At 58.6% G+C, this 23268-nt stretch carries 15 protein-coding genes; 9 read left to right on the top strand and 6 right to left on the bottom strand.

Going from position 1 to position 23268, the window contains the following annotated elements:
* Positions 1-18 precede the first annotated feature (18 nt).
* The 3 genes from ACCC96_RS23935 to cbiE are packed head-to-tail and all read right to left on the bottom strand — an operon-like array spanning position 19 to position 3042.
* A complete protein-coding gene (locus tag ACCC96_RS23935) occupies positions 19-744 on the bottom strand; it encodes a cobalt-precorrin-6A reductase (protein WP_413697084.1) in 726 nt (241 codons plus the stop codon).
* Positions 741-1838, bottom strand: coding sequence for a cobalt-precorrin-5B (C(1))-methyltransferase (locus ACCC96_RS23930; protein ID WP_413697083.1), 1098 nt, complete (start codon positions 1836-1838; stop codon positions 741-743). The genes ACCC96_RS23935 and ACCC96_RS23930 overlap by 4 nt, the downstream gene beginning before the upstream one ends.
* On the bottom strand, positions 1831-3042 hold the full coding sequence (cbiE, locus tag ACCC96_RS23925) for a precorrin-6y C5,15-methyltransferase (decarboxylating) subunit CbiE (RefSeq protein ID WP_413697082.1): 1212 nt from the start codon (positions 3040-3042) through the stop codon (positions 1831-1833). The genes ACCC96_RS23930 and cbiE overlap by 8 nt, the downstream gene beginning before the upstream one ends.
* 250 nt (positions 3043-3292) lie before the next feature.
* On the opposite strand from cbiE, the gene ACCC96_RS23920 reads away from it, so the two are divergent.
* The 6 genes from ACCC96_RS23920 to ACCC96_RS23895 all read left to right on the top strand — a co-directional run bounded on the left by ACCC96_RS23920 (position 3293) and on the right by ACCC96_RS23895 (position 15865).
* The gene (locus ACCC96_RS23920) at positions 3293-3946 is read left to right on the top strand and encodes a hypothetical protein (RefSeq protein WP_413697081.1); all 654 of its coding nucleotides are present in this window, start codon (positions 3293-3295) and stop codon (positions 3944-3946) included.
* A 156-nt stretch (positions 3947-4102) separates the two neighbouring features.
* A complete protein-coding gene (cobG, locus tag ACCC96_RS23915; protein ID WP_413697080.1) occupies positions 4103-5404 on the top strand; it encodes a precorrin-3B synthase in 1302 nt (433 codons plus the stop codon).
* The gene (locus tag ACCC96_RS23910; protein ID WP_413697079.1) at positions 5397-6023 is read left to right on the top strand and encodes a precorrin-8X methylmutase; all 627 of its coding nucleotides are present in this window, start codon (positions 5397-5399) and stop codon (positions 6021-6023) included. The genes cobG and ACCC96_RS23910 overlap by 8 nt, the downstream gene beginning before the upstream one ends.
* On the top strand, positions 6023-6754 hold the full coding sequence (locus ACCC96_RS23905; protein WP_018928431.1) for a precorrin-2 C(20)-methyltransferase: 732 nt from the start codon (positions 6023-6025) through the stop codon (positions 6752-6754). The genes ACCC96_RS23910 and ACCC96_RS23905 overlap by 1 nt, the downstream gene beginning before the upstream one ends.
* Positions 6754-8454: a precorrin-3B C(17)-methyltransferase gene (cobJ, locus tag ACCC96_RS23900; RefSeq protein ID WP_413697078.1), complete on the top strand. Its 1701-nt coding sequence runs from the start codon at positions 6754-6756 to the stop codon at positions 8452-8454. Before ACCC96_RS23905 ends, cobJ begins: the two co-directional genes overlap by 1 nt.
* A gap of 328 nt (positions 8455-8782) precedes the next feature.
* Positions 8783-15865 carry a TcdA/TcdB pore-forming domain-containing protein gene (locus ACCC96_RS23895; protein WP_413697077.1) on the top strand — a complete coding sequence of 2361 codons (7083 nt, stop codon included), beginning with the start codon at positions 8783-8785 and terminating at the stop codon, positions 15863-15865.
* A gap of 14 nt (positions 15866-15879) precedes the next feature.
* Here ACCC96_RS23895 and ACCC96_RS23890 read toward each other — a convergent pair whose 3' ends face one another.
* Positions 15880-16476 (bottom strand): MarC family protein, encoded by a 597-nt coding sequence (locus ACCC96_RS23890; RefSeq protein ID WP_019582263.1) that lies wholly within the window; start codon positions 16474-16476, stop codon positions 15880-15882.
* Between the two features lie 256 nt (positions 16477-16732).
* Between ACCC96_RS23890 and ACCC96_RS23885 the strand changes: the two genes are divergently transcribed.
* From ACCC96_RS23885 to ACCC96_RS23875, 3 genes are all read left to right on the top strand, one after another.
* Positions 16733-17518: a hypothetical protein gene (locus ACCC96_RS23885; RefSeq protein ID WP_413697076.1), complete on the top strand. Its 786-nt coding sequence runs from the start codon at positions 16733-16735 to the stop codon at positions 17516-17518.
* 61 nt (positions 17519-17579) lie between these two features.
* Positions 17580-18308 carry a hypothetical protein gene (locus tag ACCC96_RS23880; RefSeq protein ID WP_413697075.1) on the top strand — a complete coding sequence of 243 codons (729 nt, stop codon included), beginning with the start codon at positions 17580-17582 and terminating at the stop codon, positions 18306-18308.
* Positions 18305-18946, top strand: a complete 642-nt coding sequence (locus ACCC96_RS23875) for a hypothetical protein (protein ID WP_019650623.1) — start codon at positions 18305-18307, stop codon at positions 18944-18946. The genes ACCC96_RS23880 and ACCC96_RS23875 overlap by 4 nt, the downstream gene beginning before the upstream one ends.
* Before the next feature lie 22 nt (positions 18947-18968).
* Here the strand turns inward: ACCC96_RS23875 and ACCC96_RS23870 are convergent, their stop codons facing one another.
* Both ACCC96_RS23870 and purD read right to left on the bottom strand, forming a co-directional pair.
* On the bottom strand, positions 18969-21743 hold the full coding sequence (locus ACCC96_RS23870; RefSeq protein WP_019650622.1) for a hybrid sensor histidine kinase/response regulator: 2775 nt from the start codon (positions 21741-21743) through the stop codon (positions 18969-18971).
* Positions 21744-21842: 99 nt separating this feature from the next.
* On the bottom strand, positions 21843-23138 hold the full coding sequence (purD, locus tag ACCC96_RS23865; RefSeq protein ID WP_413697074.1) for a phosphoribosylamine--glycine ligase: 1296 nt from the start codon (positions 23136-23138) through the stop codon (positions 21843-21845).
* Between the last annotated feature and the right edge of the window lie 130 nt (positions 23139-23268).

Here is a 23268-nt window from a genome sequence, read left to right as displayed (position 1 = left end):
CAAGCCAATGATCCTGCCTTACGGAGTGAAGGTCGCCAATGCAACAAGTGTTTCTTCAAGCGTCAGAAACTCCCGCTCAACCCCCGGCAACACCGGCCGCTTCAACACCAGCACCGGCACTCCACGTTCCCGCGCCACTTCCAGCTTCGGCTCGGTGGCGGTGCTGCCACTGTTCTTGCTGATCAGCACATCGATCTGCCGCCGCTCGAACAACGCGCGTTCATCCTCGATCAGAAACGGCCCACGGGCGCCGATCACTTCGCAGCGCGCGTTGCCCGGATAAACGTCCAGTGCACGCAACGTCCAGAATTGCTCAGGCGGGATTTCGTGCAGGTGCTGCAATGGTTCGCGACCGAGGGTGAACAGCGGTCGGCGAAAGGGTTTCAGCGCTTCGATCAGCTCGGCCCAGTCGCTGACTTCGCGCCAGTCATCTGCGGCGTGTGGTTGCCAGGCCGGACGGCGCAAGGCCCAGCAGGCAATGCCGCTCAACTTCGCGGCGGTTGCGGCGTTGTGGCTGATGCGGGCCGCGTAGGGGTGGGTCGCATCCAGCAGCAGGTCAATGCCTTCGTCACGGATGAACTGCGCCAGACCTTCGGCGCCGCCATAGCCGCCAACGCGGACCTGGCAGTTCAGATCGGTCGGCACCCGACCGACACCGGCCAGGCTATAGATGTGCTCCGGGCCCAGGGTTCGGGCGATGGCCAATGCTTCAGTGACACCGCCGAGCAACAACACGCGCTTCATTGAAAAACTCCCGCATGGCCGACAATCCCGCCCTGGCGATCGATGGCGAACACTTCGACCTGAACCTGCGCCGGCACCACGCTGCGGGCAAAGTCGAGGGCGTGCTGACACACCGCGTCGCCGAGGGCGATCCCGGCGGCGCTGGCTATGGCCAAGGCTTGCTGACTGGTATTGGCGTCGCGGATCGCCTGTTGCAACGCCGCATCGGCACCGACCGCCGCGGCCCATTCGGCCAGTTGCGGCAGGTCGATGCTTGAATGCCGACTGTGCAAATCCATGTGCCCGGCCGCCAGTTTGCTGATCTTGCCGAAGCCGCCGCACAGGCTGAGTTTATCCACAGGCACTTTGCGCAAGTGCTTGAGCACCGCGCCGACGAAGTCGCCCATTTCGATCAGGGCGATTTCCGGCAAGTCGTAGACCCGGCGCATGGTGTCTTCGCTGGCGTTGCCGGTGCACGCGGCGATGTGCAGGTAGCCGTTGGTTTTGGCGACGTCGATGCCCTGGTGGATCGAGGCGATGTAGGCCGCGCAGGAGAACGGCCGGACGATGCCGCTGGTGCCGAGGATCGACAGGCCGCCGAGAATTCCCAGCCGCGGGTTCATGGTTTTCAGCGCCAGGGCTTCGCCGTCCTCGACGTTCACCGTGACCTCGAAGCCGCCCTGGTAATCCAGCTCCTCGGCCAGTAACGTCAGGTGGTCGGTGATCATCTTGCGCGGCACCGGGTTGATCGCCGGTTCACCGACGTTCAGCACTAGCCCTGGTCGGGTGACGGTGCCGACACCACGGCCGGCGCTGAAGCGGATGCCCGGTTCGCTGTGCAGGCGCACCTGGGAAAACAGCAGGGCGCCGTGGGTCACGTCGGGGTCGTCGCCGGCGTCCTTGATCGTTCCGGCTTCGGCACCGTCGTCCGTCAGCCGACAGAATTCCAGGCGCATTTGCACCCGTTTGCCTTTGGGCAGAATGATCTCGACGGCGTCCGCTTCCACGCCGCCGAGCAGCAAGCGGGCGGCTGCGAGGCTGGTGGCGGTGGCGCAGCTGCCGGTGGTCAGGCCGCTGCGCAGCGGGGCGGGTTGTTCGGCGGTTTCGTCACGCATCGAGGGGTTTCGTCACGTCCAGCAAGGTAATCGGCAGCGCCTGGCGCCAGGTATCGAACTCGCCCAAAGGTTGCGCCTGGGCGACGTGAATGCGGGTCAGCTCACCGCCATGCCGTTCACGCCAGGCCATCAAGGTCACTTCGCTTTGCAGTGTCACAGCGTTGGCGATCAACCGGCCGCCGGGTTTGAGTTGCGCCCAGCAGGTATCGAGCACGCCCTCACGAGTGACGCCACCGCCGATGAAAATCGCGTCCGGGCGTTCGAGCCCGTTCAGGGCTTGCGGCGCACTGCCGCGAATCAGTTGCAGGCCGGGAACGCCCAGGGCATCGCGGTTGTGTTCGATCAACGACTGCCGTCCCTCATCCGCTTCGATGGCCAGCGCCCGGCAACTCGGGTGAGCGCGCATCCATTCGATGCCGATCGAGCCGCTGCCGGCGCCGACGTCCCACAGCAGTTCGCCGGGGATCGGGGCGAGGCGAGAAAGGGTGATGGCGCGCACGTCGCGTTTAGTCAGTTGGCCGTCGTGCTGGAAGGCTGAGTCTGGCAGGCCGGCCAGGCGCGACAGGCGCGGTGTGTTGGGTTCAGCGATGCATTCGATAGCGATCAGGTTCAGATCGGCGACCGATGGAGCGTTCCAGTCATTGGCGATCCCATTGATGCGCCGCTCCGCTGCACCGCCCAGATGTTCCAGCACGCTGAGACGGCTCGGACCGAAACCGCGTTCACGCAGCAGTGCTGCAACGGCGGCCGGGCTTTGGCCATCGTTGCTCAGCACCAGCAAACGCACGCCACTGAAGAACTGCGCGTTGAGTGCTGCGATCGGCCGGGCAACCACCGAAAGCGTTACCACCTCCTGCAACGGCCAACCCATTCGCGCGGCAGCGAGTGAGCAGGAGGAAGGCGCTGGCAAAATCAGCATTTCATCGTTGGGCACTTGCCGGCCAAGGCTGGCCCCGACGCCAAAGAACATCGGGTCACCGCTGGCCAGCACGCAGACCGGTTCGCCACGCAGCGCCAGCAGAGGGTCGAGGGAAAACGGACTGGGCCACAATTGCCGCTCGCCACGGATGCAGGCTGGCAGCAGATCCAGTTGTCGCTGACCGCCAATGATCCGCGAAGCGCGCAACAGGGCGTGCCGGGCATTTTTGCCCAGGCCCTTGAAGCCGTCTTCGCCGATTCCCACTACTGTCAGCCAGGAGGCCATGTTGTTCCTTAATCCAATGTTCATAGTCAAAGGCGACATGATAGCGCGGCTTCTGTCATCTGACGCGGGTCTATGGCCGGGAAAGCGTACTTCAGTTTGCAGACACTTAATGTCGACGAAAAATTGCCTGTTGTAATGATGGTTTTGGTAGTTTGGTTTTTGTTCGGGTTACGCAATCTTATATGTATTAAATCGCTGGCCCAGTAGTTGATATTGGTCGCGACACTATCAAGGATGAAAAGAAACTTATATGGATAACGTGTTAGCCAAAGGCGTCATCAAACATGATGCGCTGATGATAAATAATGTGCTGCTTATCGGCACGGCTGGCCAGGCCGTCGCCGACAATGGCTTTGTCAAAAACTGCATTTTTCTGGCCCGGCATGGCGCGGATAAAGTTGCAAAGAGCGAGACGCAGCCGGGGCCTTGGTTCGACCATTACTCCGGTATGTTCTGGTCAATGGACTGGACGCTTGCCGAGCCGGTCGAGTACATCAAGCCGCAGTTCTCGGGGAGTTTGAAACAGGCCTGGTTGAAAGTGGCACGTCCCTACCTCACGAGTGCTCAAATAGCACAGGTTGAGTCGGTACTTGGAAAACTGGAGAGTGACGCCGAATTGCTGGCGAAGATCGCGGGCTTGAGCGGGAAAATATTTGGATTCAACATCGTCCCGGTCAGTTATAAGCCCAACGGAGATCTGGAAATGGTGGTCAGTCATGTCAGGTTGATCAAGCTGGGTATCACTACACCCTACCTGTTCTGGACGATAAATCAGAGTCTGTCTCAACTGGATATCCGGATTCGGCGGTTGGAAATCAAGCGTCGAGACATGGACGCCATTCGACAGCGTGTAGAAGAAGCCACTCGAGCCCTTGCACTCGAGTTCAGCGAGTACGAACTCTGATTCCACGCAGGCCGAAGCCTTCTTTTGCTTGATTGATACTTCGGCAGCGTTTCCGACCGGCAGACTTTTCATGCGCTTGGGCAAAGCAGGCATAATGGCAGCCCTTCGCCCTTCACTTGCATCCAGTCAGCCGGTCACTCATTGAACGAACGCCCGATGTCTACCGCCTTACGCCCCTCGGCCTGCCCGGGGTTGCTGCGTATCGTCCCGGCGCTGGATGGCGGAATCTGCCGGATCAAATTGAACGGCGGCTCGATCAGCGCGGCCCAGGCTGAAGCGGTGGCCAGCGCGGCCGAACGGTTTGCCGGGGGCGTGATCGAGGCGACCAACCGGGCCAACCTGCAGATTCGCGGAATTGGCAGTGAGCAGACGGCTTTGATCGACAGCCTGCTCGCCGCAGGGTTGGGGCCGCGTACCGCGGCGGGCGACGATGTGCGCAATCTGATGCTCAGCCCGTCTGCCGGGATTGACCGGCACATGCTCTTCGACACGCATGCGCTGGCGGAGCAGATCCTCACCACCCTGCAAAGCCACGAACGTTTCCACGAACTCAGCGCCAAGTTTGCCGTGCAACTCGATGGCGGCGAGGCGTTGGCGATGCTCGAACACCCGCATGATCTGTGGTTGTCTGCTGCTGAGCGAAACGGCGAGCTGTTGCTGGCGTTCGGTCTGGCGGGTTGCCCTACGGACAGGCCCGCAGGCGCGGTGTCACTCGAGCAGGGGCACGCACTGGTGGTAGCGGTGCTGGAGTTGTTTCTCGACCTGGCGCGTCCGGATCAAACACGAATGCGTCATTTGTTGGCCGAGTATCCACTCGCAGAGTTTCTCGCTCGCCTGGCCGAGCGTGTGCCCTTGAAGTCGATTACCGATTGGCAGCGCTTGTTGACTCCGGGTGCCCTGCACATCGGCGTCCATCCACAGGTTGGAACCGAATACGTCTACATCGGCGCCGTCCCTCCGTTGGGGCGGCTCGATCCCGTCATGCTCAGGGGCGTGGCGCAACTGGCGTGCGAATTCGGCGACGCAAGCCTGCGTTTCACCCCATGGCAAAGTCTGTTGCTGCCCAACGTTCAAAAAGAGCGGGCGCCTGAAGTCATTCGATATCTGGAGCAACTGGGCCTGCTATGTGACGCCGGTCAGCCTTTGTCACGGTTGATCGCCTGCACCGGTTCCGCTGGCTGCGGCAAGGGCCTGGCCGATACCAAGAGCGACGCCATGCAATTGGCCGCGCTGTTGCAACGTCACGATCAAACAGTGCATTTGTCCGGCTGCCAGCGTTCCTGCGCCGCAGCCCATGTAGCACCGGTCACGCTGCTGGCCGTCGCCCCCGGTCACTACGACCTCTATTTTCGCGATGCAGGGCATCCGGATTTCGGCGCCCTGCACGCACACAACCTTACTATTGAAGCGGTCGCAGCCTTGCTCGACGCCCGCTCACGGAGTTCCCTTGATGCTTGATTACATCCGCGACGGTCAGGAGATCTATCGCAACTCCTTCGCGATCATTCGTGCCGAGGCCAACCTCGACCGTATTCCGGCCGATCTGGAGAAACTCGCCGTGCGGGTGATCCACGCCTGCGGCATGGTCGAAGCCATCGACGGTCTGCAATTTTCCGAAGGCGCAGGCAAGGCCGGGCGCGATGCACTGGCGGCCGGTGCGCCGATTTTGTGCGACGCGCGGATGGTCAGCGAAGGCGTGACCCGCGTGCGCTTGCCGGCCAACAACCCGGTGATCTGTACCCTGCGCGACGACAGCGTGCCGGAGCTTGCCCGCGAGTTGGGCAATACCCGTTCCGCCGCCGCGCTGGAGCTGTGGCGCCCGCATCTGGAAGGCAGCGTGGTGGTGATCGGCAACGCGCCGACCGCGCTGTTTTATCTGTTGGAAATGCTCGATGCCGGCGCGCCGAAGCCGGCGCTGATCCTCGGCTTCCCGGTGGGCTTCGTCGGCGCCGCCGAATCCAAGGCGATGCTCGCGGCGGACAGCCGTGGCGTGCCTTTCGTCATCATGCAAGGCCGGCTGGGCGGTAGCGCCATGGCCGCCGCCGCCGTCAATGCCCTCGCCACGGAGATCGAATGATGCAGCAACCTGGACGTTTGATCGGCCTGGGCGTCGGCCCCGGTGATCCGGAACTGATTACTGTCAAAGCCTTGCGCCTGCTGCGCGAATCGCCGGTGGTGGCGTACTTCGTTGCCAAGGGCAAGAAGGGCAATGCGTTCGGCATCATCGAAGCGCATCTGCAAGATCCACAAACCCTGCTACCGCTGGTTTATCCGGTGACCACCGAAGCGCTCCCGGCGCCGTTGTCGTATGAACAAGTGATCAGCGATTTCTACGATACGGCCGCTGAACAACTCGCCGCGCATCTGGACGCCGGCCGTGATGTGGCGGTGATCTGCGAAGGCGATCCGTTCTTCTACGGCTCCTACATGTACCTGCACGATCGACTGGCCGAGCGTTACGAAGCCGAAGTCGTGCCGGGTGTCTGCTCGATGCTCGGTGGCGCCTCGGTACTGGGCGCGCCGCTGGTGTATCGCAATCAGAGCCTGTCGGTGTTGTCCGGCGTGCTGCCCCACGAAGACCTCAAGCGTCGCCTGGCCGATGCCGATGCGGCAGTGATCATGAAACTGGGGCGCAACTTTCCCAAGGTCCGTCAGGTGCTCGAAGAACTCGGTCTGGCAGAGCGTGCGCTGTATGTGGAGCGCGCGACCATGGCCAACCAGAAAATCGTGCCGCTGGATCAGGTCGAGCCGATGTCCTCGCCGTATTTCTCGCTGATCATCGTTCCCGGTGAAAGGTGGCAAGGTTGATGTCCCGTCCCGTTCCGGCGATCGTCATTCTGGGCAATGGCAGCCTCGCGACCGCGCGCAAAATCCAGCAGGTGTATCCCGGCGCAATGATCCACGGCCTGGCCGAGCGGGTTGAGGGCGCGGACCGTGTCTATCACGAGTTCGGCGCGACCCTGCGTGAGCTTTATCAACAAGACACACCGATCATCGCCCTGTGCGCGGCAGGGATCGTGATCCGCACCCTGGCGCCATTGTTGCTGGAGAAGGGTGTCGAGCCGCCGGTGCTGGCCGTGGCTGAGGACGGCAGCGCGGTGGTGCCGCTGCTCGGTGGTCTCGGCGGGGTGAACGTCATGGCGCGCGAGATTGCCGCCGGCCTGGACGTCGCGGCGGCGATCACCACCAGCGGTGAATTGCGCTTCGGCACTTGCCTGCTCAATCCACCAAGCGGCTACGCCCTGGGTGATCTGGAACTGGGCAAGCGCTTCGTCTCGGATTTGCTCGCGGGCCAAAGCGTGCGCATTGAAGGGGCTGCGCCGTGGCTTGATCAGGCACAGTTACCGGAAGATCCCCAGGCTCGGTTGTCGATTCATGTCGGCAGTGCCGAGCGCACGCCTGCGGCCAATGAATTGATGATCTACCCGCGCAGCGTGCTGGTGGCGGTGAGCGCCGAGGTGGCGGACCTGCCGAGCGCCGTTCGAATGGCTTTGCATCAGGCGAAAATCGCCGTGCAATCGCTGGCGTGCCTGTTGGCCAGCGACCTGGACATGGCCAACCCTGCGTTGCGCGAGGCGGCGCTTGAGTTGGGCGTGCCGCTGCGGTTTGCGTCGGTCAGCGGCGTCAGCGAGTTGGCCCGCCACACCGTACCGAACGCCACAATCGTGACGGCGGACAGCGGGATCGCCATCGCGGTGGCCAGTCAGCCACTGGAGCTTGCGCAGATCGGTCGTGCGCGCGGTCGTTTGGCTGTGATCGGCTTGGGCCCTGGCGCTGCCGAACTGATGGTGCCGGCGGTCAAGGCCGAACTGGCGCGCGCCAATGACGTGCTCGGTTATGAAACCTACGTGCGCATGGCGGGGCCGTTTCGCGACGATCAGGTGCTGCATTGCACCGACAATCGCGAGGAAATGCAACGCGCTCGCCACGCCTTTGAGCTGGCCGCCCAAGGACGCTCGGTGGTGGTGGTTTCATCCGGGGATCCGGGCGTGTTCGCCATGGCGGCGGCGGTGCTTGAGGCGTTACACGAGTCGAGTGAGCCTGCATGGCACAGCGTTGATCTGGAGATCCTTCCAGGCGTTTCTGCTTCTCTGGCCACTGCTGCGCAGGCCGGTGCGCCGCTGGGCCATGACTTCTGCGTGATGTCGCTGTCGGACAACCTCAAACCATGGACGATCATCGAAAAGCGTCTGGACCTGGCGGCCGAGGCCGATCTGGCGCTGGCGTTCTACAACCCGATCTCCCGCGCACGGCCATGGCAACTGGGCCAGGCGCTGGACATCGTCGGCCGGCATCGAACGCCGGAAACGGTGGTGGTGCTGGGCCGTGACATCGGTCGCCCCGGCCAGACGCTCCGGGTCACAACGCTCGGCGAACTGACCCCCGATCAGGTCGACATGCGCACCATGGTGCTGATCGGCTCCTCCACCACTTGCGTGTTTCCTCGTGCCGAGGGCGGCAAGTGGGTGTATACGCCTCGTTGGTATGGCGACAAGCCAACATCATGAGTGTCGGCGGCCTCGCTGGAGGCCGCGTTTCAAAATGGCCTGGCGTTGATAAACAGGAAGTTTTTGCGGCAGGCGATTAGATGTCTTGATGTAAGTTTGTTTTTCTCTAGTGCAAAAGAAACTGTCGCGTTTGTTGATGGTTGCTTTTTCGCTTGTCTTTTTTTGTTGTGTTTGATGGCTTTAATGTTTCTGGGTGTTCGGTTGGTCATCAGTTGTTTGTTTTTTGCTTCCGGGCTGAAGTGCTGTTCAGTTAGTGTTGAATGAGTGTCGGACGCCCCCATTCATTTTAATGGGTGAGGAATCTTTATTTTTACAGGGAAGTATCTTTATGGGTGAGCAAACGGCTCGTCGTGTGAGCGGTTACGTCAATTTTATTGACTTATTTAAACTGTCTGATCTTGAAAAGGCGTTACAGGAACATAAGGGTACAGAGAAATACGATGCGGTATTTCGATATTACTTTTCTTGTATCGGCATGCTCGATTTTCCGAGAATGCTTCCACCGCTTGGTTTGCTGCGCGAAGCCCTGGGGTCTTTTGTTGAATCCAAGAGCCGGCATCGACGTGCTGTGGAAGTGGAGCCGAAAGCTGCGCCGGAGGGCGCTGAAGCTCCGGGTTTGACTGAAATCCGCGACAGAGTCGAAGGCTTTCACACGCGCCTGTCCACCAGCATTGCAGAGCTGTCTGCCGCAGCAACCGAAGTGCCGAAAAATCTACACTTCGTTTGGCTTGGAGGGGGGCTTGGAAATATTCAGCGCGACTACATTAATGTTTGGTGCAAGGTTTTGGCCGGGCACGATTATGCCGTGAAACTCTGGTATGACAGCGATGCGTTATTGGCCTATGAAACCAATCGGATCATTGTCGAGGCCGCGAAGGCCGATGCGATGATTAATGGCGGACATAGCACGGGAACATTTCTTGAGCTGGGTGACAAATATGAAGAGCGAGCCATTGTTCTTAAGCAGCAAATGTTCGCACATATCAACAAGGCGGTGGAACGCGGTGTTAAAGCGGATGATGCCCGGATTGATCTTCTGGTCCGTGGGTATGGCCAGGATAAAACGGCCCTGGAAATGTTGCGGAAAAAGAATGGTCAGAGCATTTTGGCATTGGCGGGAGTGGAACTCCGCAACCTGGCGGAGAATGCAACACCGCTGCACTTGCAGAGCATTTATGAGCGCGAGATAAGTTTGCGAGGCAATTTTGCCGCCGCCTCCGATGTGGTGCGCATTGAAGCTTTGATGGCTGAAGGCGGATTTTACGCAGATGTCGATAACTTGCCACCTCTTGTAGAAAAGTTGGGCGATGTGGAGATCAATCAATTCAGCAGTGATGAGCGCCTGGGCGTGTTGCAGTTGTTGCTCGATCAAAATCCTGGATGGATGCCAGGTCGAGAAGCGTTAAGAGGTAAATATACAAACTATTTCGAAGTCATCCCTGCAGAGCATCGTCCCGCACTGGAGCGTTTCGCGAAAAGTCGCCCGGACTTGAACAGCGTTTTTCGCGCCCCCGTCGAACGTCTCGTACGTCCGGATGGAATGCGGGCAGTTGCCGAGCAGGCCAGCCTGAGTAATGCGTTTCTCATGGCTCATGCCGGATCGGCAATGTTGAGTGCTGTCATCGATCGTTTCAAACTCAACTATGAGATTGTTGATGCCACGACCCGCTTGGCTATGGAGAACCAGGTCGCCTTGATTGATAGCGAGGCCATGAGCGGTTTTGCGCGGGAGGTGGTCGAGAAAAAATTTGGTTCGTTGGATGCACTCCCGCCTGAAGAAGAACTCGCCCTCACTTTTTTGGTGGAAGCCGCAGCGATTTACTACAGCGACGGCATTCGCCCCCAGAGCGAAGTGACAATCTATCTGACCGGGCCTGCTGCGATGCGCGATGCACTCGCGGATTACGCAAAAATCCACTCCATACCTCCAGCAGCGGGGGCGTGGCGAAAGGATGTGGCTATTGTCGCCGCCGCCATGGTGAACCGGGACACCGAGGAGGAGCTGGATCATTCCTGGAAAGAAAACGAAAGCGACACCGTCGAGTGGCTGCGCAGGGAAAAACAACGTTGGGAGGCCGGGCAATTCAAGGCGCGTTACGTCGGCAAGGTGGATCAATTACTAAAGAGTCAGACAATCCATTTCGACCATGGCTGGCCAGTCATCGAAGGTCGACATGTGATGTCGACCGATTTGTTGCAGTCCTTGGCGCAGCACCTTGGTGAACCCTTTTTGCGAGCGATGAGCCAACGTGTCTCTGGTGAAGTGACTTTCGACAAGCAAGTGCAGCTGAGTTTTGACGAGCGCCAGTCCATCCTCACGCAGGAGATCACGCTACCGCCATCGTTGGTCGGAGAGCCGGCAGACGGGGATCTGCCGCTTGATGAATTGCTTCATCGAATTGGCCGGGGCACTTTGCAGGTTGAACAGCTTAACCCCTTGCAGCGGTGGTTGATCGGTTCGTTGCTGGGCGCGCGGGCAATGGATCAACGCAACTTCGGACACGTCAACGCACGCCTGGAAAACCTCGCCAACAATGTGTCTGAGTTGGGCGTGTCACACCGTTACGGGGCGATTGAACGGGAGCTGTTCAAAGAAAATCACCCCGCATTCGTTGCCGGTTTGGCCAGCGCTTCGATACCTTCCTTGGCGTTGTCCGAGACCAGCATTGAACTGAAGAAGCAGGCGCTGGAGGGGGCTCTGACCTTGCTGCAATGGGGGCGTCAGGTCGCCCGTATTCAGCAGGTAGCAAAACTCGAATTCCGTGACCGGATTGCCGAGCGCATGGCCGATGTGCTGGAAAGTTTCGATCACGGCAGCTTCAAACTGGTGCCGCAGGATTTGTTGCTTCAGGGGGTCGGCGACCGGATCGCGGGGCGTTGCTACCCATTGGCATTGGCCATGGCGGCGGCGATCAGCAAGGGTGATGAAGCTGCCAACACACTGCGTGAACGGTTTTACCTGGCGGTCATTGAACCTGACACCGGCCATTCGAAAGCGTTTGTGAGCATTATCGAGGAACTGCGCGATGTTGACGTCCATGACTTGGGCGGACCGGTGGTGCGCTCCGATCTGGCACACGTCATTGCGACGCTCGAAGGTAAAACCGGCAGTAGCACCCTGATGCTCAACTCTGACAACCACTCGATGCTGGTGGCTAAAACACTCAGTGGAGGCCGCAGTACTTATCATTTCTACGATCCGAATTTTAGTGTTTTCGAGTTTGATACCGCTGAAGCGCTCAGCAAAGCGCTGACACATTTTTTCGTTCGGCAAGAGATGGCCAAGCCTTACGCAGCATATGGAGAGCCTGCGCGTCCAACCTTTGATTTGATTGACCTCGACGCTGGCCGACTCAATGAACGAGTGCTGCCGTCGGGTGTCCGGGTGTCCAGTCTTTCCGAGTCAGGCAGCCTGCCTGAACAGACGCCCCGGGCAAGACAGCGACTGGCCAGCGCGCGAGGACGGTCACTGGTCAACAATGGGGTATTGGGCAGTTCGTTGCTGGAACTGGACGCTCACTGGTGGGGCGGGCAGATCGCGCAGGCGACATGGCAGCTACAGGAGAAACACGGGCTATCGTCGGGTGCCATTGCATTGTTTGAGACATTGGAGATCACCCCGACAGGCGCTTACAAGATCAGTCTGGTCAATAACGATCCAGCGCAGACCATTGTGCGTGTCACCACCGATGATCATCGACTCCTCAGGATTAAAAACTTCCTCTCGCAAACCTTCCATTCCTTGGCGGCTCAACCGCGTGCGCCGGCCAACTCGCCTGATCCTGTGGACGCCGGTAGTGTTCATACGCTCAATGCCGGTTTCACCGTACAAGCCTTGATGAACTCGCTGCGTCATCACGAAGGCGCGGCCGGCGGTAGCGACAAGGCACTGACCACCGCCATTCGCCTGCATGCCTACGTCAACTACGCCCAACTGGTCCATGGCAATGTGGTGGATGTGATTGGCGTTGTGACACTGGTGCGACAGGCCCTGGATGATGAAAAGCTGATCGCTCGCACCAGTGCGCCATTGGTGCAAAAGGCGTTGGGGCATGTGGCGAATGAAGGCGTTGGCACGGTGTTGGGAATGGTGAATGTCGGGTTTGATATTTACCAGTTGAGCCATGCCGGCAATGACATTGAAAAGGCGCAATTCGGGACGCAATTGGCGTTCGACTCTGCGAGCGCTGTGTTGGGGGCGGCCGGGCTGGGTGCGGGATTGGCCGGCGCAGGCGCCGTATCTGCGGTGCTGGGCGGTGTCGGGGTGATTCTGGGCGGGTTGGCGGTGGGTGTCGCTGCGCTGGCCGAAGGGTTTGCCACCATTGCCGAGGAGGCCAAAGGGGTCGGCCTCTTTTTTGAACGACTGGAGAAAGCGTATCTTCAGGGCGGCTTTCACTTGGACAAGGCGTCGGATGCCTGGATTGCACATCCGTTGCTGGTGTTCACCGAACTGGATTTACGCGCATCAACGGTCCATTTCGACAGCCCTAAACTGTTCCCGCTTCGGGATCATTTCGGGGTTCCGGATTACGATGAGGATTACCACCGCGCTATTGATATACGCTTGGGCCTTGAGTTGCCGGGCTCGGCGCTTTTTTCGCCGAAGCCTGGGCAGACGATCGTTTTGCCGTGCACACCCAAAACCTGGTATGGCTATGAGTACAAGTTGCTGCCGTTCGTCACGTTTCGTCATGCTGACGGATTCGATACGGCACGTCGGCTGGAAAAAAAGAATGAACAGGGGAAATGGCAGTTCCTGTTTTCCTTTTATTCGTTTCCGGGTGAGTACGTCGTCCACCGACTGAACCCTGTCTGCAAACCAACAGTTTTCAACGTTCGTCTCGATAATGTTGAGCGCTCGCTGGTGGTGCCTGTGCTACCCAAGGCATGGCACGGCCTGGTCTCCTATCGGATAGCGGGTGCCGGTGCTCAATGTTCCGTGCTGCTCAATCAGGGGGTGAGTCTTGAGCTCGACGCACCGGGTCACGCGGCCATGCACTGGGTGTTGCTGGCTACCTGGCTGGCGGAGACAGATATCCAGATAGAGCCTGCGGGCAGCCTCATGTTGGGCACTCTGGCTGTGAGGTTCACAGGTAGCGGGGTTCACGATGTGTTGCTCAAACTGGCAGGTAACAAGATCGTGCGCGTTGATCTCGTTGCCCTGCAATTGGAGGTTGTCGAAGAAACGGCCGATCCGGCGCTCGGAGAGCAAGCGTTGCTGGATCACTTCAAATCACTGGCTCGTGAACATCGCCTGGCCATGCCTTACACCCCCGTTCACAACTTTGTGGTGCCGTTTGAAAAGCCGGACGAACCGAGGACGGTGGCTGCGTATTACGACTCGGCTGAGGATCGTTTTCTGTATATCCGCGACCCGAATGTGCTGTTGGCCGACGAGGTCGTATTGGGCGCGGTGGTCGAGGGCTCGGCCTATTTCTATCACCCCGAGAACTTCGATGTCTGGCAGGTCGACGCGATCACCGGCACGCTGCTTCAACGATACCGTTTGCTGGTAAGAGAAGGCTTGACCATTGTCCGCTGTGAGGCCGTGGCCAATGGCGGCATTCAGATCGTGCAGCGGTCCATTCCAAAGGAAGGCCCGCATGATGAGCTGACATATATGATCCATGACGGTGCGGTGTTGCTTGGCTCGCTCACCCGCGGTCACGATCCGGCATTGCAGGCTGTTCTACAGGTCAACACGCTCACGGACTGGAAGCAGGTGCTGGGCAACTATGTGTTGCCGGCAGAGTCCATCGATACCGTGAATTGGCGCCCCGGTGCGCTGGTTTCGATTTGTTGGCAGTTCGAAGACAAGTGGCACGATCTGGTCTGGGTCCGAGAGGTTGACGGGTTGATCATCCGTGCGCCGGCCCGACGTCGCCATGCGCGGGGATGGAAAGATTCGATTCTGAATGATCTTCGACTGATTGTTCCTGCCGGTGCCGAGGGCGAAGTATTTGTTACCTACGACCAGCCTGACCAACGCCTCGTGCGACAGCAAAGGTCGATGGTGGATGGCCGCGTGCAATGGTCTTCCACAGAAATTGCACCCTCGGGCCTGAATAATGTTGTCGCCGTTGAGCAGGGCTACCTGGCTCTGACCGATTCCGGTCTGTTCTTCAATGTGATGCCTGATGGCACGCTTCGATTGGGCGGACTCACCGACACCTGGTTCAGGGATCGAGCCCAATGGTGGTCCGCACTGCCGCAAGTGTCGACGCGCTATCCGGTGTCGAGTTTCGCCCTCCTTGGCTTGACCAACTTTACGGGGGATGCCGGTTTGTGCGCCTGGTACCTGGACGAACGGCTGTTGCTCTCGGATCCTGGCCATGGAAAAGAAGTACGGTTACTGAGTATTGCTCCAGATAATCAGGCCGCCTGGTTGTTCGATCTTTCAACGGGCAAGATTTTCAGCCAGCGCTTTATTGATACGAAACATTTGAGTACGGCATTTGCCCAGGGCACCAGACTTTTGCAAGTAGAGGCATTGCCGGCCCCGATACAGGTGTGGACCCCTTGGACCTTTACCGACGTGACGGTAGAGGGCGCGGGTCTGAGGGCGACGACTCTCGAGGGCGTGGAGGTGGATTTACAGCACAACGAACCGGTACGGGTTACAGGTGTGGACAGCCTCTGGGTCGCTGCACTGGACGGTCCATTGAGTGAGCGGCTGGCGGCGCTGGCGAACCAACATCGATGCGCCGATTTTCTGTCCGTCAAAGATCCTGACTTCCTTCAATGGTATGTGGTCCGGACCGGACGATTGATCCGGATTCCGAAAACCACCCTTCCTGCGCAATACACACTGGTGGGTACCCGGCATCAAACCAATGTGATGCTGCACCAGATCGGGAATGGTTTGTTGCACACCTATCCGCAAAAAAATACGGTCGGGCCGCTTGAGTATATTCAGCGAAACGCCGAAGTACTGGTGGTCGAGGGGCTGAAGACGGCCGATGACCTATTCCCGTTGATTGCCGATGATGTCAGCATCCTGGTGCTCAAAATGGGTCAAGGGACAACGACTAGCCGGCTGACCCAGGCGGCGTGGTTGAAACTTGAATCGGTTATCGTCGATTGTCGTTACCCGCTTGAGCTCCCACCCTTGATTCCGGGGAAGCTGATTCTGGACGCTTCAATCATGGATCAGTTATGGGTCAGCCTGGTCGATGAACACCTGGTAATGAACGGCCTGGACAGCGGGCACAGTCTGATCTTTCGCGGTGTTTACTCATCGGATGTGACGTTGCGGGGGGACGTGTTCCTTGCGCTCAGTGGTTATCGATCGCGCGCGGTTTCGGAAATAGTGACCGAGTTGCTGAGGCAAAAGGGCGTTTCGGGCAGCGCAATGCTAACGGAGCTGATGTCGAATCATCAGATCGAGGCGCTTGCAGAACCGGCTTTTTAGAGCTCCTTGGCTGATTAAGGCACCAGATAACCTTTCACCCCGGTGAAGATTATCTGTGCCGCCAGAGCGCACACGAACAATCCCATCAATCGGCTGACAATCTGCAACCCCTGGTCACCCAGAATCCGTTCGATGCGGTTCGACAAATACAGCACCACGCCAACGGTGAAGCTGGCGAGGGCAATACTGAGAATGGCCGTGAGTTTGTCGTCCCAGTGCGGTTGGCTGACACCCATCACCAACAGTGCACCGATGGTGCCCGGGCCGACGGTCAGGGGGATGGTCAGCGGGACGATGGTCACGTCCTGCTGCACATTGTCGGTCTGCACCACCGACTTGCCCTGAGCCATGCCCAGCGCCGAAATGAATAGCACGCTGCCGGCGCCGATGCGAAATGCATCCACGGTAATGCCGAACACGTCAAATATCACCCTCCCGAACAGGTACAGCAAGACGCTGGAAACCAGTGTGGCAATTGCCACTTTCCAGGCCAGGCGACGTTGTTCCTTGCGCGAATAACCGCGGGTCAGGCTGATGAAGCAGGACAACACGAAGAACGGGCTGTAGAGCACCAACATCTTCAGGTAAACGCTGAATAACACATGGAGCATGGTTTTGGCTCGCATCCAGAGACGGGTGAATCGGAGTCTATCAGTTGGTCAAGTGCCTGTGGGGGTCGAGTTTATAAGGTCTGAAAGTTATTTTTATTCATGTGTAGGCTGTTGGGCTGAGTCTGAATGGTTAGTTGTGTGATTGCTGTTGTGGATGATGTTACATGTTTGGGTTTGTCGTAGTGGGTTAATTTGTTTATTGTTTATTTCGGCAAGTTCATGAGGAGCTTGCTTTAATGTCAATAAGGAAGAAGTTATGAATAATATGTTTAGTGAAAGTTATATTGCTGCCTGCTTGGAAAATCTTCAGGGTTATGATCTGGGTGAGACGCCGCTTATTAGATCTCGTGGTTTGTTGGCGCCGGGTGACGAAATTGAAGCGCCGTCGAAAGGATCGGTTGTAGGCGAAGGCCTCATTAGTTTCAGCGGTAACCTCACCGGTATTAACCGCAGTGACGCGCAGAATGCGTTTCACTATGCGTCGCTTGTGGCAAACAAACTGTTTCCACTGGAGCACCAGGGCAAAGAATGGTATGCGCAGTTCTGTAAAGTCATGGGTGAAACGGGTTGGATGACCATCAGCAAGTACTACAACGATCTGAACGTGTCGGGAACCAGTGTCCGCATGGACAAGATGGTGCTGGAGATTCTTGCTTCGGTAGTCACAGGCCTTGCCGTACCGGGTCCGGCTACTGCACTGATGCTGAAAACCGCGGGTGATGCGATTGCCGCCCTGCAAAAACGCGATACCGCATTGACGCTTTATGAGCGCAACTTGCTGGCACAAGGTGTGGGTGGAGTAACGACCGGCTCGTGTATCGATGTGAACGGGACCACTGTTTTTGCCATTGGCGCAGTACGTTTTACACGCCGGAATTCATCGGTAAAAGTAATGTTCGTCGATACGGATGTTCGTGACGTAAGTCTGTATCGCGGTGAGGCAGCTTTCGAAAAAAATGATCTTTTGGCTGCGGCTACTCGTGAGCTGATTGCAACGAAACTTGTGAAGTACTCGGCTGATAAGCTCGATTACGACATTTGATGAATGCTTGGAAGGGCGGTCGAAAAAAAACGACTGCCCTTCTCTGTATGAAGGTATTTAAATGAGATGTGATTATTCAGTGTTGATTGTCGGGGCTGCGGTTTTGATAGTGCCCGAATCAGAGGATTTGACCGCTTATGATGATGTGGTCAATACGGTGTTGTATGCACAGTTGGCAGCCAATAAAAAAACAGAACTAGAGCCGGGTGTGAGTTGGTATGACACCTACATGAAAGTTTTGGATGGTATCTGGATGTGGCGCGGTAAAGCGCGCGAAGACTTGAGTCTCCCTCCAGAGAGTGTTGAATCGGCGGTTCAGTGGGTGGCCGCAGCGATGTCCAAAGTAGGGGCAGATGAAGGGCATGTGACTGCAGAAGTGCTGTCACAAATTGTCAACGAATCGGACATCAACCCGGCAGCCAACTTGTTGCGCAGCCATATGCAAAAAGTGTCCGAAGAGCAGTCCACCGAGGTGTCGGCACCTGCGATGGATGTTCGTTTGCTGGTGATCGTGGCGCCAACACCGACTTCGTTCAGTAGTGTATGTATCGAGCTCAAAACCCGTCAATTGCTGAGTTCCAGCCCTTTGGCGCACCTCTATTGGGGCGAAGACGTACAAGGCATCATTAGCTGCCGTTACGTCCGGGCGAATCTATCGGAAACGGTATATGCACCTGTACGAGATCAAATTGCTCTGAAGGTCAAGGACCGGATTGAGACCAATGTTGCAATGTTGACCGTGCGCGACGATGCCTGCAGCACCACGCAGCCAGAGGAGGTTCGGTCATGACGGATCTGATTGCACCACCGGCAGCGGTGGTTGGCGGCAGTATCGTGTCGTTCGCCAGCGATCTGCCGGCGTCCCACCGCGAAGACGTCTACATGAGCACGGCTTTTGCGCAAAGAGCCACACGCGATGCAATTAATGATGGATTATCGGGCGACTGGTTCGACTACTACTGCGGGCAACTTCGTTTTCTGGGATGGGATGTGCCCGCACCTCAAACGTTTTCGCCCGCGCCAGCTGCTCCGATGGGCAGCAAGGCGATACAACGTATCCGGGAGTCCATCGGTGATAGATTCTCAATACCCATCAGCCGCGCCCTGACAGCGTTGGAGCGCAATTCGCTGGCGCTCGAAATGTTTGAATCCACGACCCTGAAGGGAGATATGGCTTACTTTCAGATGATTCCTTGCGTGATGAACGGCACGCACAAGGTGGATATGGCGGTCTATCACCGCAAGTTTTCGATAGTGCGAGATATCTCTCGGTTCCTGTTCAGCAACAATGATTCGCTCGAGCAAAAAAGCACCGAACAGATAACCACGATCACGTTCAACACGCTTCATTACGGCACGTTTCGGGAGAAAGTGAAGAAGTCTGTGGTGTCTCAGTCCCTGAAATACTTGAGCGCTCTGGACATTTGACCGAGTCCCAGCCCGAGGGCTCTCAGAGGGTCGACACTGTGCGGTTCTGCTGATCACGCTGGGCAACCCAATGCTCGATCAAATCGCGCAACTGCGACAGCTCGACCGGTTTGGCCATGTGCCCGTCCATGCCGGCCTGACGCGCGCGCTCTTTGTGCTCGGCGAGGATGTGTGCGGTCAACGCCACCACGGGGGTGCGAATCCGCTGGTTGCCGACTTCCCAGGCACGCAATTGCTGGGTGGCGGAGAAGCCGTCAAGGATTGGCATTTCGCAGTCCATCAGCACCAGGTCGTAACGCTGGGCCTTCATTGCCACCAAGGCTTCCTCGCCATTGCTGGCGGTATCCGGTTGCAGGTTGAGCTTGCCCAGCATGCCGCGGATGACTTTGGTCGAGATGCTGTTGTCTTCGGCCACCAGGATGCGGAAGTCGCTGGGTACCTTGACCGGAAGGGTAGGGCCGGTGGGCAGGTGCTGCGAGGTGGCCGGGCCGTTGTTGCGCTGGTTCAGTTCGTCCGCCAGGGTGGTCTTGAGGGTGTAGCCGGCCACTGGCTTGGCGAGGATGCGCTTGATCCCGGAGTTGCGCGCGATGATCTTGCTCGGCGCGTTGCTGATGCCGGTGAGCATGATCAGCAGAATATCGTGGTTCAGGCTCGGGTCTTCCTTGATCTTGGCGGCCAGTTGCATGCCGGTCATACCGGGCATGTTCTGGTCCAGCAGGACCACGTCGAAATAATCGCGCAGGTGGGCCTTGGTGCGCAGCAGCGCCAGGGCCTCCTTGCCGGACGGTACGGCGCTGACGTTCAGGCCCCAGGCGCTGCACTGCTGCACCAGCACCTTGCGACAGGTGTCGTTGTCGTCCACAACCAGTACGCGTGCGCCTTGCAACGGACTGTCCAGGTCCGAGGTCGGATGCTCGAGACGGTCCGGGTCCAGTGGCAGGGTCAGCCACAATGTGCTGCCCTGGTTGGCGCCGCTCTTGATGCCGAATTCGCCCTGCATCAAACGGATCAGCTGACGGGCAATCACCAGCCCCAGATTGCCCCCCAGGCTGGTGGCCGAGAGGAAATGCTTGCTGTGCAGCTCGGCGTGCATCAGCGCGTCGCGTTCTTCAGCTTCCATCGGCTGGCCGCTGTCCTGTACGGCGATGCGCAGCCGCGGTTTGGCGCTGCGTTCATCCAGGGCGACAACGATCAGAATCTCGCCTTCATCGGTTTTCTTCAGGGCGTTTTCCAGCAGACTCAGCAGGGTTTGGCGCAGGCGCGTCGGATCACCGCTGATGACGCGCGGTACCTGCGGCTGGATAAAGCTGATCAGTTCGATGTTCTGTTGTTCGGCCTTGGCGCGGAAGATGCTCAGGCAGTCCTCGATCAGGGCATTGAGGTCGAACTGCACGTCGTCCAGCTCGATCTGTCCGGACTCGAGCTTGGAGATGTCGAGAATTTCGTTGATCAGCGTCAGCAGTTCGTTGCCGGCGCTATGGATGGTTTGCACATAGTCGCGCTGCTTGACCGACAGCGGTGTGCCCAGCAGCAGTTCGGTCATGCCCAGCACACCATTCATCGGGGTGCGGATTTCGTGGCTGATTTTCGCCAGGAATTCAGCTTTGGCGTTTATTTCGGCATTGCTGGCAGCCAGGTCGCGACTGACGCTGAAACGGTCTTCGGTGATGCTACGCTGTCGCTCGCCCAGGGCCACACTCATCAACAGGCCACTGATACAGATAAACACCAGCAGGGTGATGATCAGGCCTTGCGGGGCGACAAGGGTCAGCCCCTGCAGCGCCGGCAGGATAATCAACGTGCCAAGGTTGAACACCACCATGGCCGCCACGAACAGGCGGGCCGGGCGATAACCTTTTTGCCAGTGATGGGCGCTGACGAACAGCATGCTCAGGCCGGCCAGGGCAACCAGTGCGTACGTGATCAGGTTCAGCGGCAGGGTGTTGACGAACAACAGCAGCAGGCCGCAGGCCACGATGAACAGGATGTCCCCCAGCAGCAGCTTGTTCAGCGGGTGTGGGCCGAGCGGGGCGAAGAAGCGGTAGGCGAACATCAGGCCGCAAGGTGCGGTCAGCAGCAAGGCAAGATAGGCACCGGGTGTTTGTACGACGGACCAGTTCGGCAACCATGGGCGGGCCAGGTTCAGCAGCAGCACCAGGCTGAGCAGCAGCAACCCTTCGCACGCTGCCAGCCAGAGGCTGCTACGCGAGCGGGTGTAGGTGTAGCGGGTCAGGTTATGCAGGATCAGCATCCCGAGACAGCCAAAGAGCAGACCGTAGATCAACGTCTGGTTCTGAGTGGCTGCGCTCATGACCGCCGATTGCAGGGTGATGTAAGGCCGAAACTGGTGTTCGGAGACCAGTCGCATATAGATGTCGAGGGTTTTGTCGCTTTGTGGCAGCGGCAACATGAAGTCGTTGCTGGGCAGGGGGCGCTCAGCCTGAGGCTGCCCGGTGCCGGTATTCAATTGATCGATCAGCTGGTCGCCGTCGAGCACATACAGATTGAGGTGCGACAGGTCGGGGGCGAACACCCTCAGCAACTGTTCGTGTTTGCCGGGTGCCAGCCTGAAACGCAGCCACAGCGCACCCTCGGGCCCGGCTGCGGTGAGGCGGTCGAGTTCGACGGGACTGAATTGATTGGTGTAGCGGCCGGAGCGGATGTCGCTCAGCTGTAGATCGCCCTGTTCGTCGAGCAATACCGCCCAGCCACTGCCTTGCGTGGCCTGGGCCGGGAGCATGCAGAGCAAGGTCAGCAGAGTGACGGTGAAGCCTATGGCAATCCTGAGCCAGCGCACGGCGAAATCCCTTCGTAGGTTGATGCCAGATTATAACTATGCGCGGCGCCGGAATAGTCCGGCAAGGGCTGCAAGCCCTTGCCTGGCCGAATGGATGGCTTATTCCTGATTTTCGCCACGCTCGCGGGCAATGGCGCGGTAGCCAATGTCCTTACGATAGAAGCAGCCTTCCCAGTCGATTTTAGCCGCCAGTTTGTAAGCCTGCTGCTGGGCTGCGTCGACGCTGGTGCCCATGGCGGTTGCGCACAGTACCCGACCACCGGCCGTCACCACCTGACCGTCCTTGAGTGCAGTGCCGGCGTGGAAGACTTTGCCTTCCAGTGCCGCGGCTGCATCCAGACCGTTGATGGCAACGCCTTTGGTGTAGTCACCCGGGTAACCGCCAGCGGCCAATACGATACCGACGCTCGGACGTGGATCCCACTGTGCTTCGACCTTGTCCAGCGCTTGCGCCAGGGCCGCTTCGACCAGCAACACCAGGCTCGACTGCAAGCGCAGCATCACCGGTTGAGTCTCAGGATCGCCGAAACGGCAGTTGAACTCGATAACTTTTGGGTTACCAGCCTTGTCGATCATCAAGCCGGCATAGAGGAAACCGGTGTAGACGTTGCCTTCCTCGGCCATGCCGCGCACGGTTGGCCAGATCACCAGGTCCATGACCCGCTGATGGACTTCGGCGGTGACGACCGGTGCCGGGGAGTAGGCGCCCATGCCGCCGGTATTCGGACCGGTGTCGCCGTCGCCGACGCGTTTGTGGTCCTGGCTGGTGGCCATCGGCAGTACGTTCTTGCCGTCGACCATGACGATGAAGCTGGCTTCTTCGCCGTCCAGGAACTCCTCGATGACCACGCGGGAACCGGCATCGCCAAACGCGTTGCCAGCGAGCATATCGCGCACCGCGTCTTCAGCTTCAGCCAATGTCATGGCCACGATCACGCCTTTGCCGGCGGCCAGGCCATCGGCCTTGATCACGATCGGTGCGCCTTTTTCACGCAGATAAGCCAGGGCCGGCTCGATCTCGGTGAAGTTCTGGTAGTCGGCGGTCGGGATCTTGTGACGCGCCAGGAAATCCTTGGTAAAGGCTTTCGAACCTTCCAGTTGCGCGGCACCCGCGGTCGGGCCGAAGCAATCCAGGCCACGGGAGCGGAACAGATCGACAACGCCTGCAACCAGCGGCACTTCCGGGCCGACGATGGTGAGGGAAACGTTTTTCTCCGCGAAATCTGCAAGCTGCTCGAGGGCCAGCACGTCGATGGCGACGTTCTCGCACTTGGCTTCAATGGCGGTGCCTGCGTTGCCCGGGGCAACGAACACTTTCTGCACGCGCGGATCCTGAGCCACTTTCCAGGCCAGGGCGTGTTCACGGCCACCGCTGCCAATGATCAAAACATTCATTTCAAAAACCTCAAAAAACTATGAGTGGCGCTGCAAACCCCTGTGGGCGCTGTAGGAACTGTAGGAGCTGTGGGGGGGGGGGGGGGGGGGGGGGGGTTTTTTTTTTTTTTTTAAAAAAAAAAAAAAAAAA

Source organism: Pseudomonas sp. Pseusp11 (genome assembly GCF_047304405.1).
Lineage (GTDB): Bacteria > Pseudomonadota > Gammaproteobacteria > Pseudomonadales > Pseudomonadaceae > Aquipseudomonas.
This window is presented reverse-complemented; position numbering and strand designations above follow the sequence as displayed.

What these genes read in the sequence shown, in the direction of transcription:
- ACCC96_RS23935 (WP_413697084.1), bottom strand. Translation starts at nt 744, where the DNA reads ATGAAGCGCGTGTTGTTGCTCGGCGGTGTCACTGAAGCATTGGCCATC.
- ACCC96_RS23930 (WP_413697083.1), bottom strand. Translation starts at nt 1,838, where the DNA reads ATGCGTGACGAAACCGCCGAACAACCCGCCCCGCTGCGCAGCGGCCTG.
- cbiE (WP_413697082.1), bottom strand. Translation starts at nt 3,042, where the DNA reads ATGGCCTCCTGGCTGACAGTAGTGGGAATCGGCGAAGACGGCTTCAAG.
- ACCC96_RS23920 (WP_413697081.1), top strand. Translation starts at nt 3,293, where the DNA reads ATGGATAACGTGTTAGCCAAAGGCGTCATCAAACATGATGCGCTGATG.
- cobG (WP_413697080.1), top strand. Translation starts at nt 4,103, where the DNA reads ATGTCTACCGCCTTACGCCCCTCGGCCTGCCCGGGGTTGCTGCGTATC.
- ACCC96_RS23910 (WP_413697079.1), top strand. Translation starts at nt 5,397, where the DNA reads ATGCTTGATTACATCCGCGACGGTCAGGAGATCTATCGCAACTCCTTC.
- ACCC96_RS23905 (WP_018928431.1), top strand. Translation starts at nt 6,023, where the DNA reads ATGCAGCAACCTGGACGTTTGATCGGCCTGGGCGTCGGCCCCGGTGAT.
- cobJ (WP_413697078.1), top strand. Translation starts at nt 6,754, where the DNA reads ATGTCCCGTCCCGTTCCGGCGATCGTCATTCTGGGCAATGGCAGCCTC.
- ACCC96_RS23895 (WP_413697077.1), top strand. Translation starts at nt 8,783, where the DNA reads ATGGGTGAGCAAACGGCTCGTCGTGTGAGCGGTTACGTCAATTTTATT.
- ACCC96_RS23890 (WP_019582263.1), bottom strand. Translation starts at nt 16,476, where the DNA reads ATGCTCCATGTGTTATTCAGCGTTTACCTGAAGATGTTGGTGCTCTAC.
- ACCC96_RS23885 (WP_413697076.1), top strand. Translation starts at nt 16,733, where the DNA reads ATGAATAATATGTTTAGTGAAAGTTATATTGCTGCCTGCTTGGAAAAT.
- ACCC96_RS23880 (WP_413697075.1), top strand. Translation starts at nt 17,580, where the DNA reads ATGAGATGTGATTATTCAGTGTTGATTGTCGGGGCTGCGGTTTTGATA.
- ACCC96_RS23875 (WP_019650623.1), top strand. Translation starts at nt 18,305, where the DNA reads ATGACGGATCTGATTGCACCACCGGCAGCGGTGGTTGGCGGCAGTATC.
- purD (WP_413697074.1), bottom strand. Translation starts at nt 23,138, where the DNA reads ATGAATGTTTTGATCATTGGCAGCGGTGGCCGTGAACACGCCCTGGCC.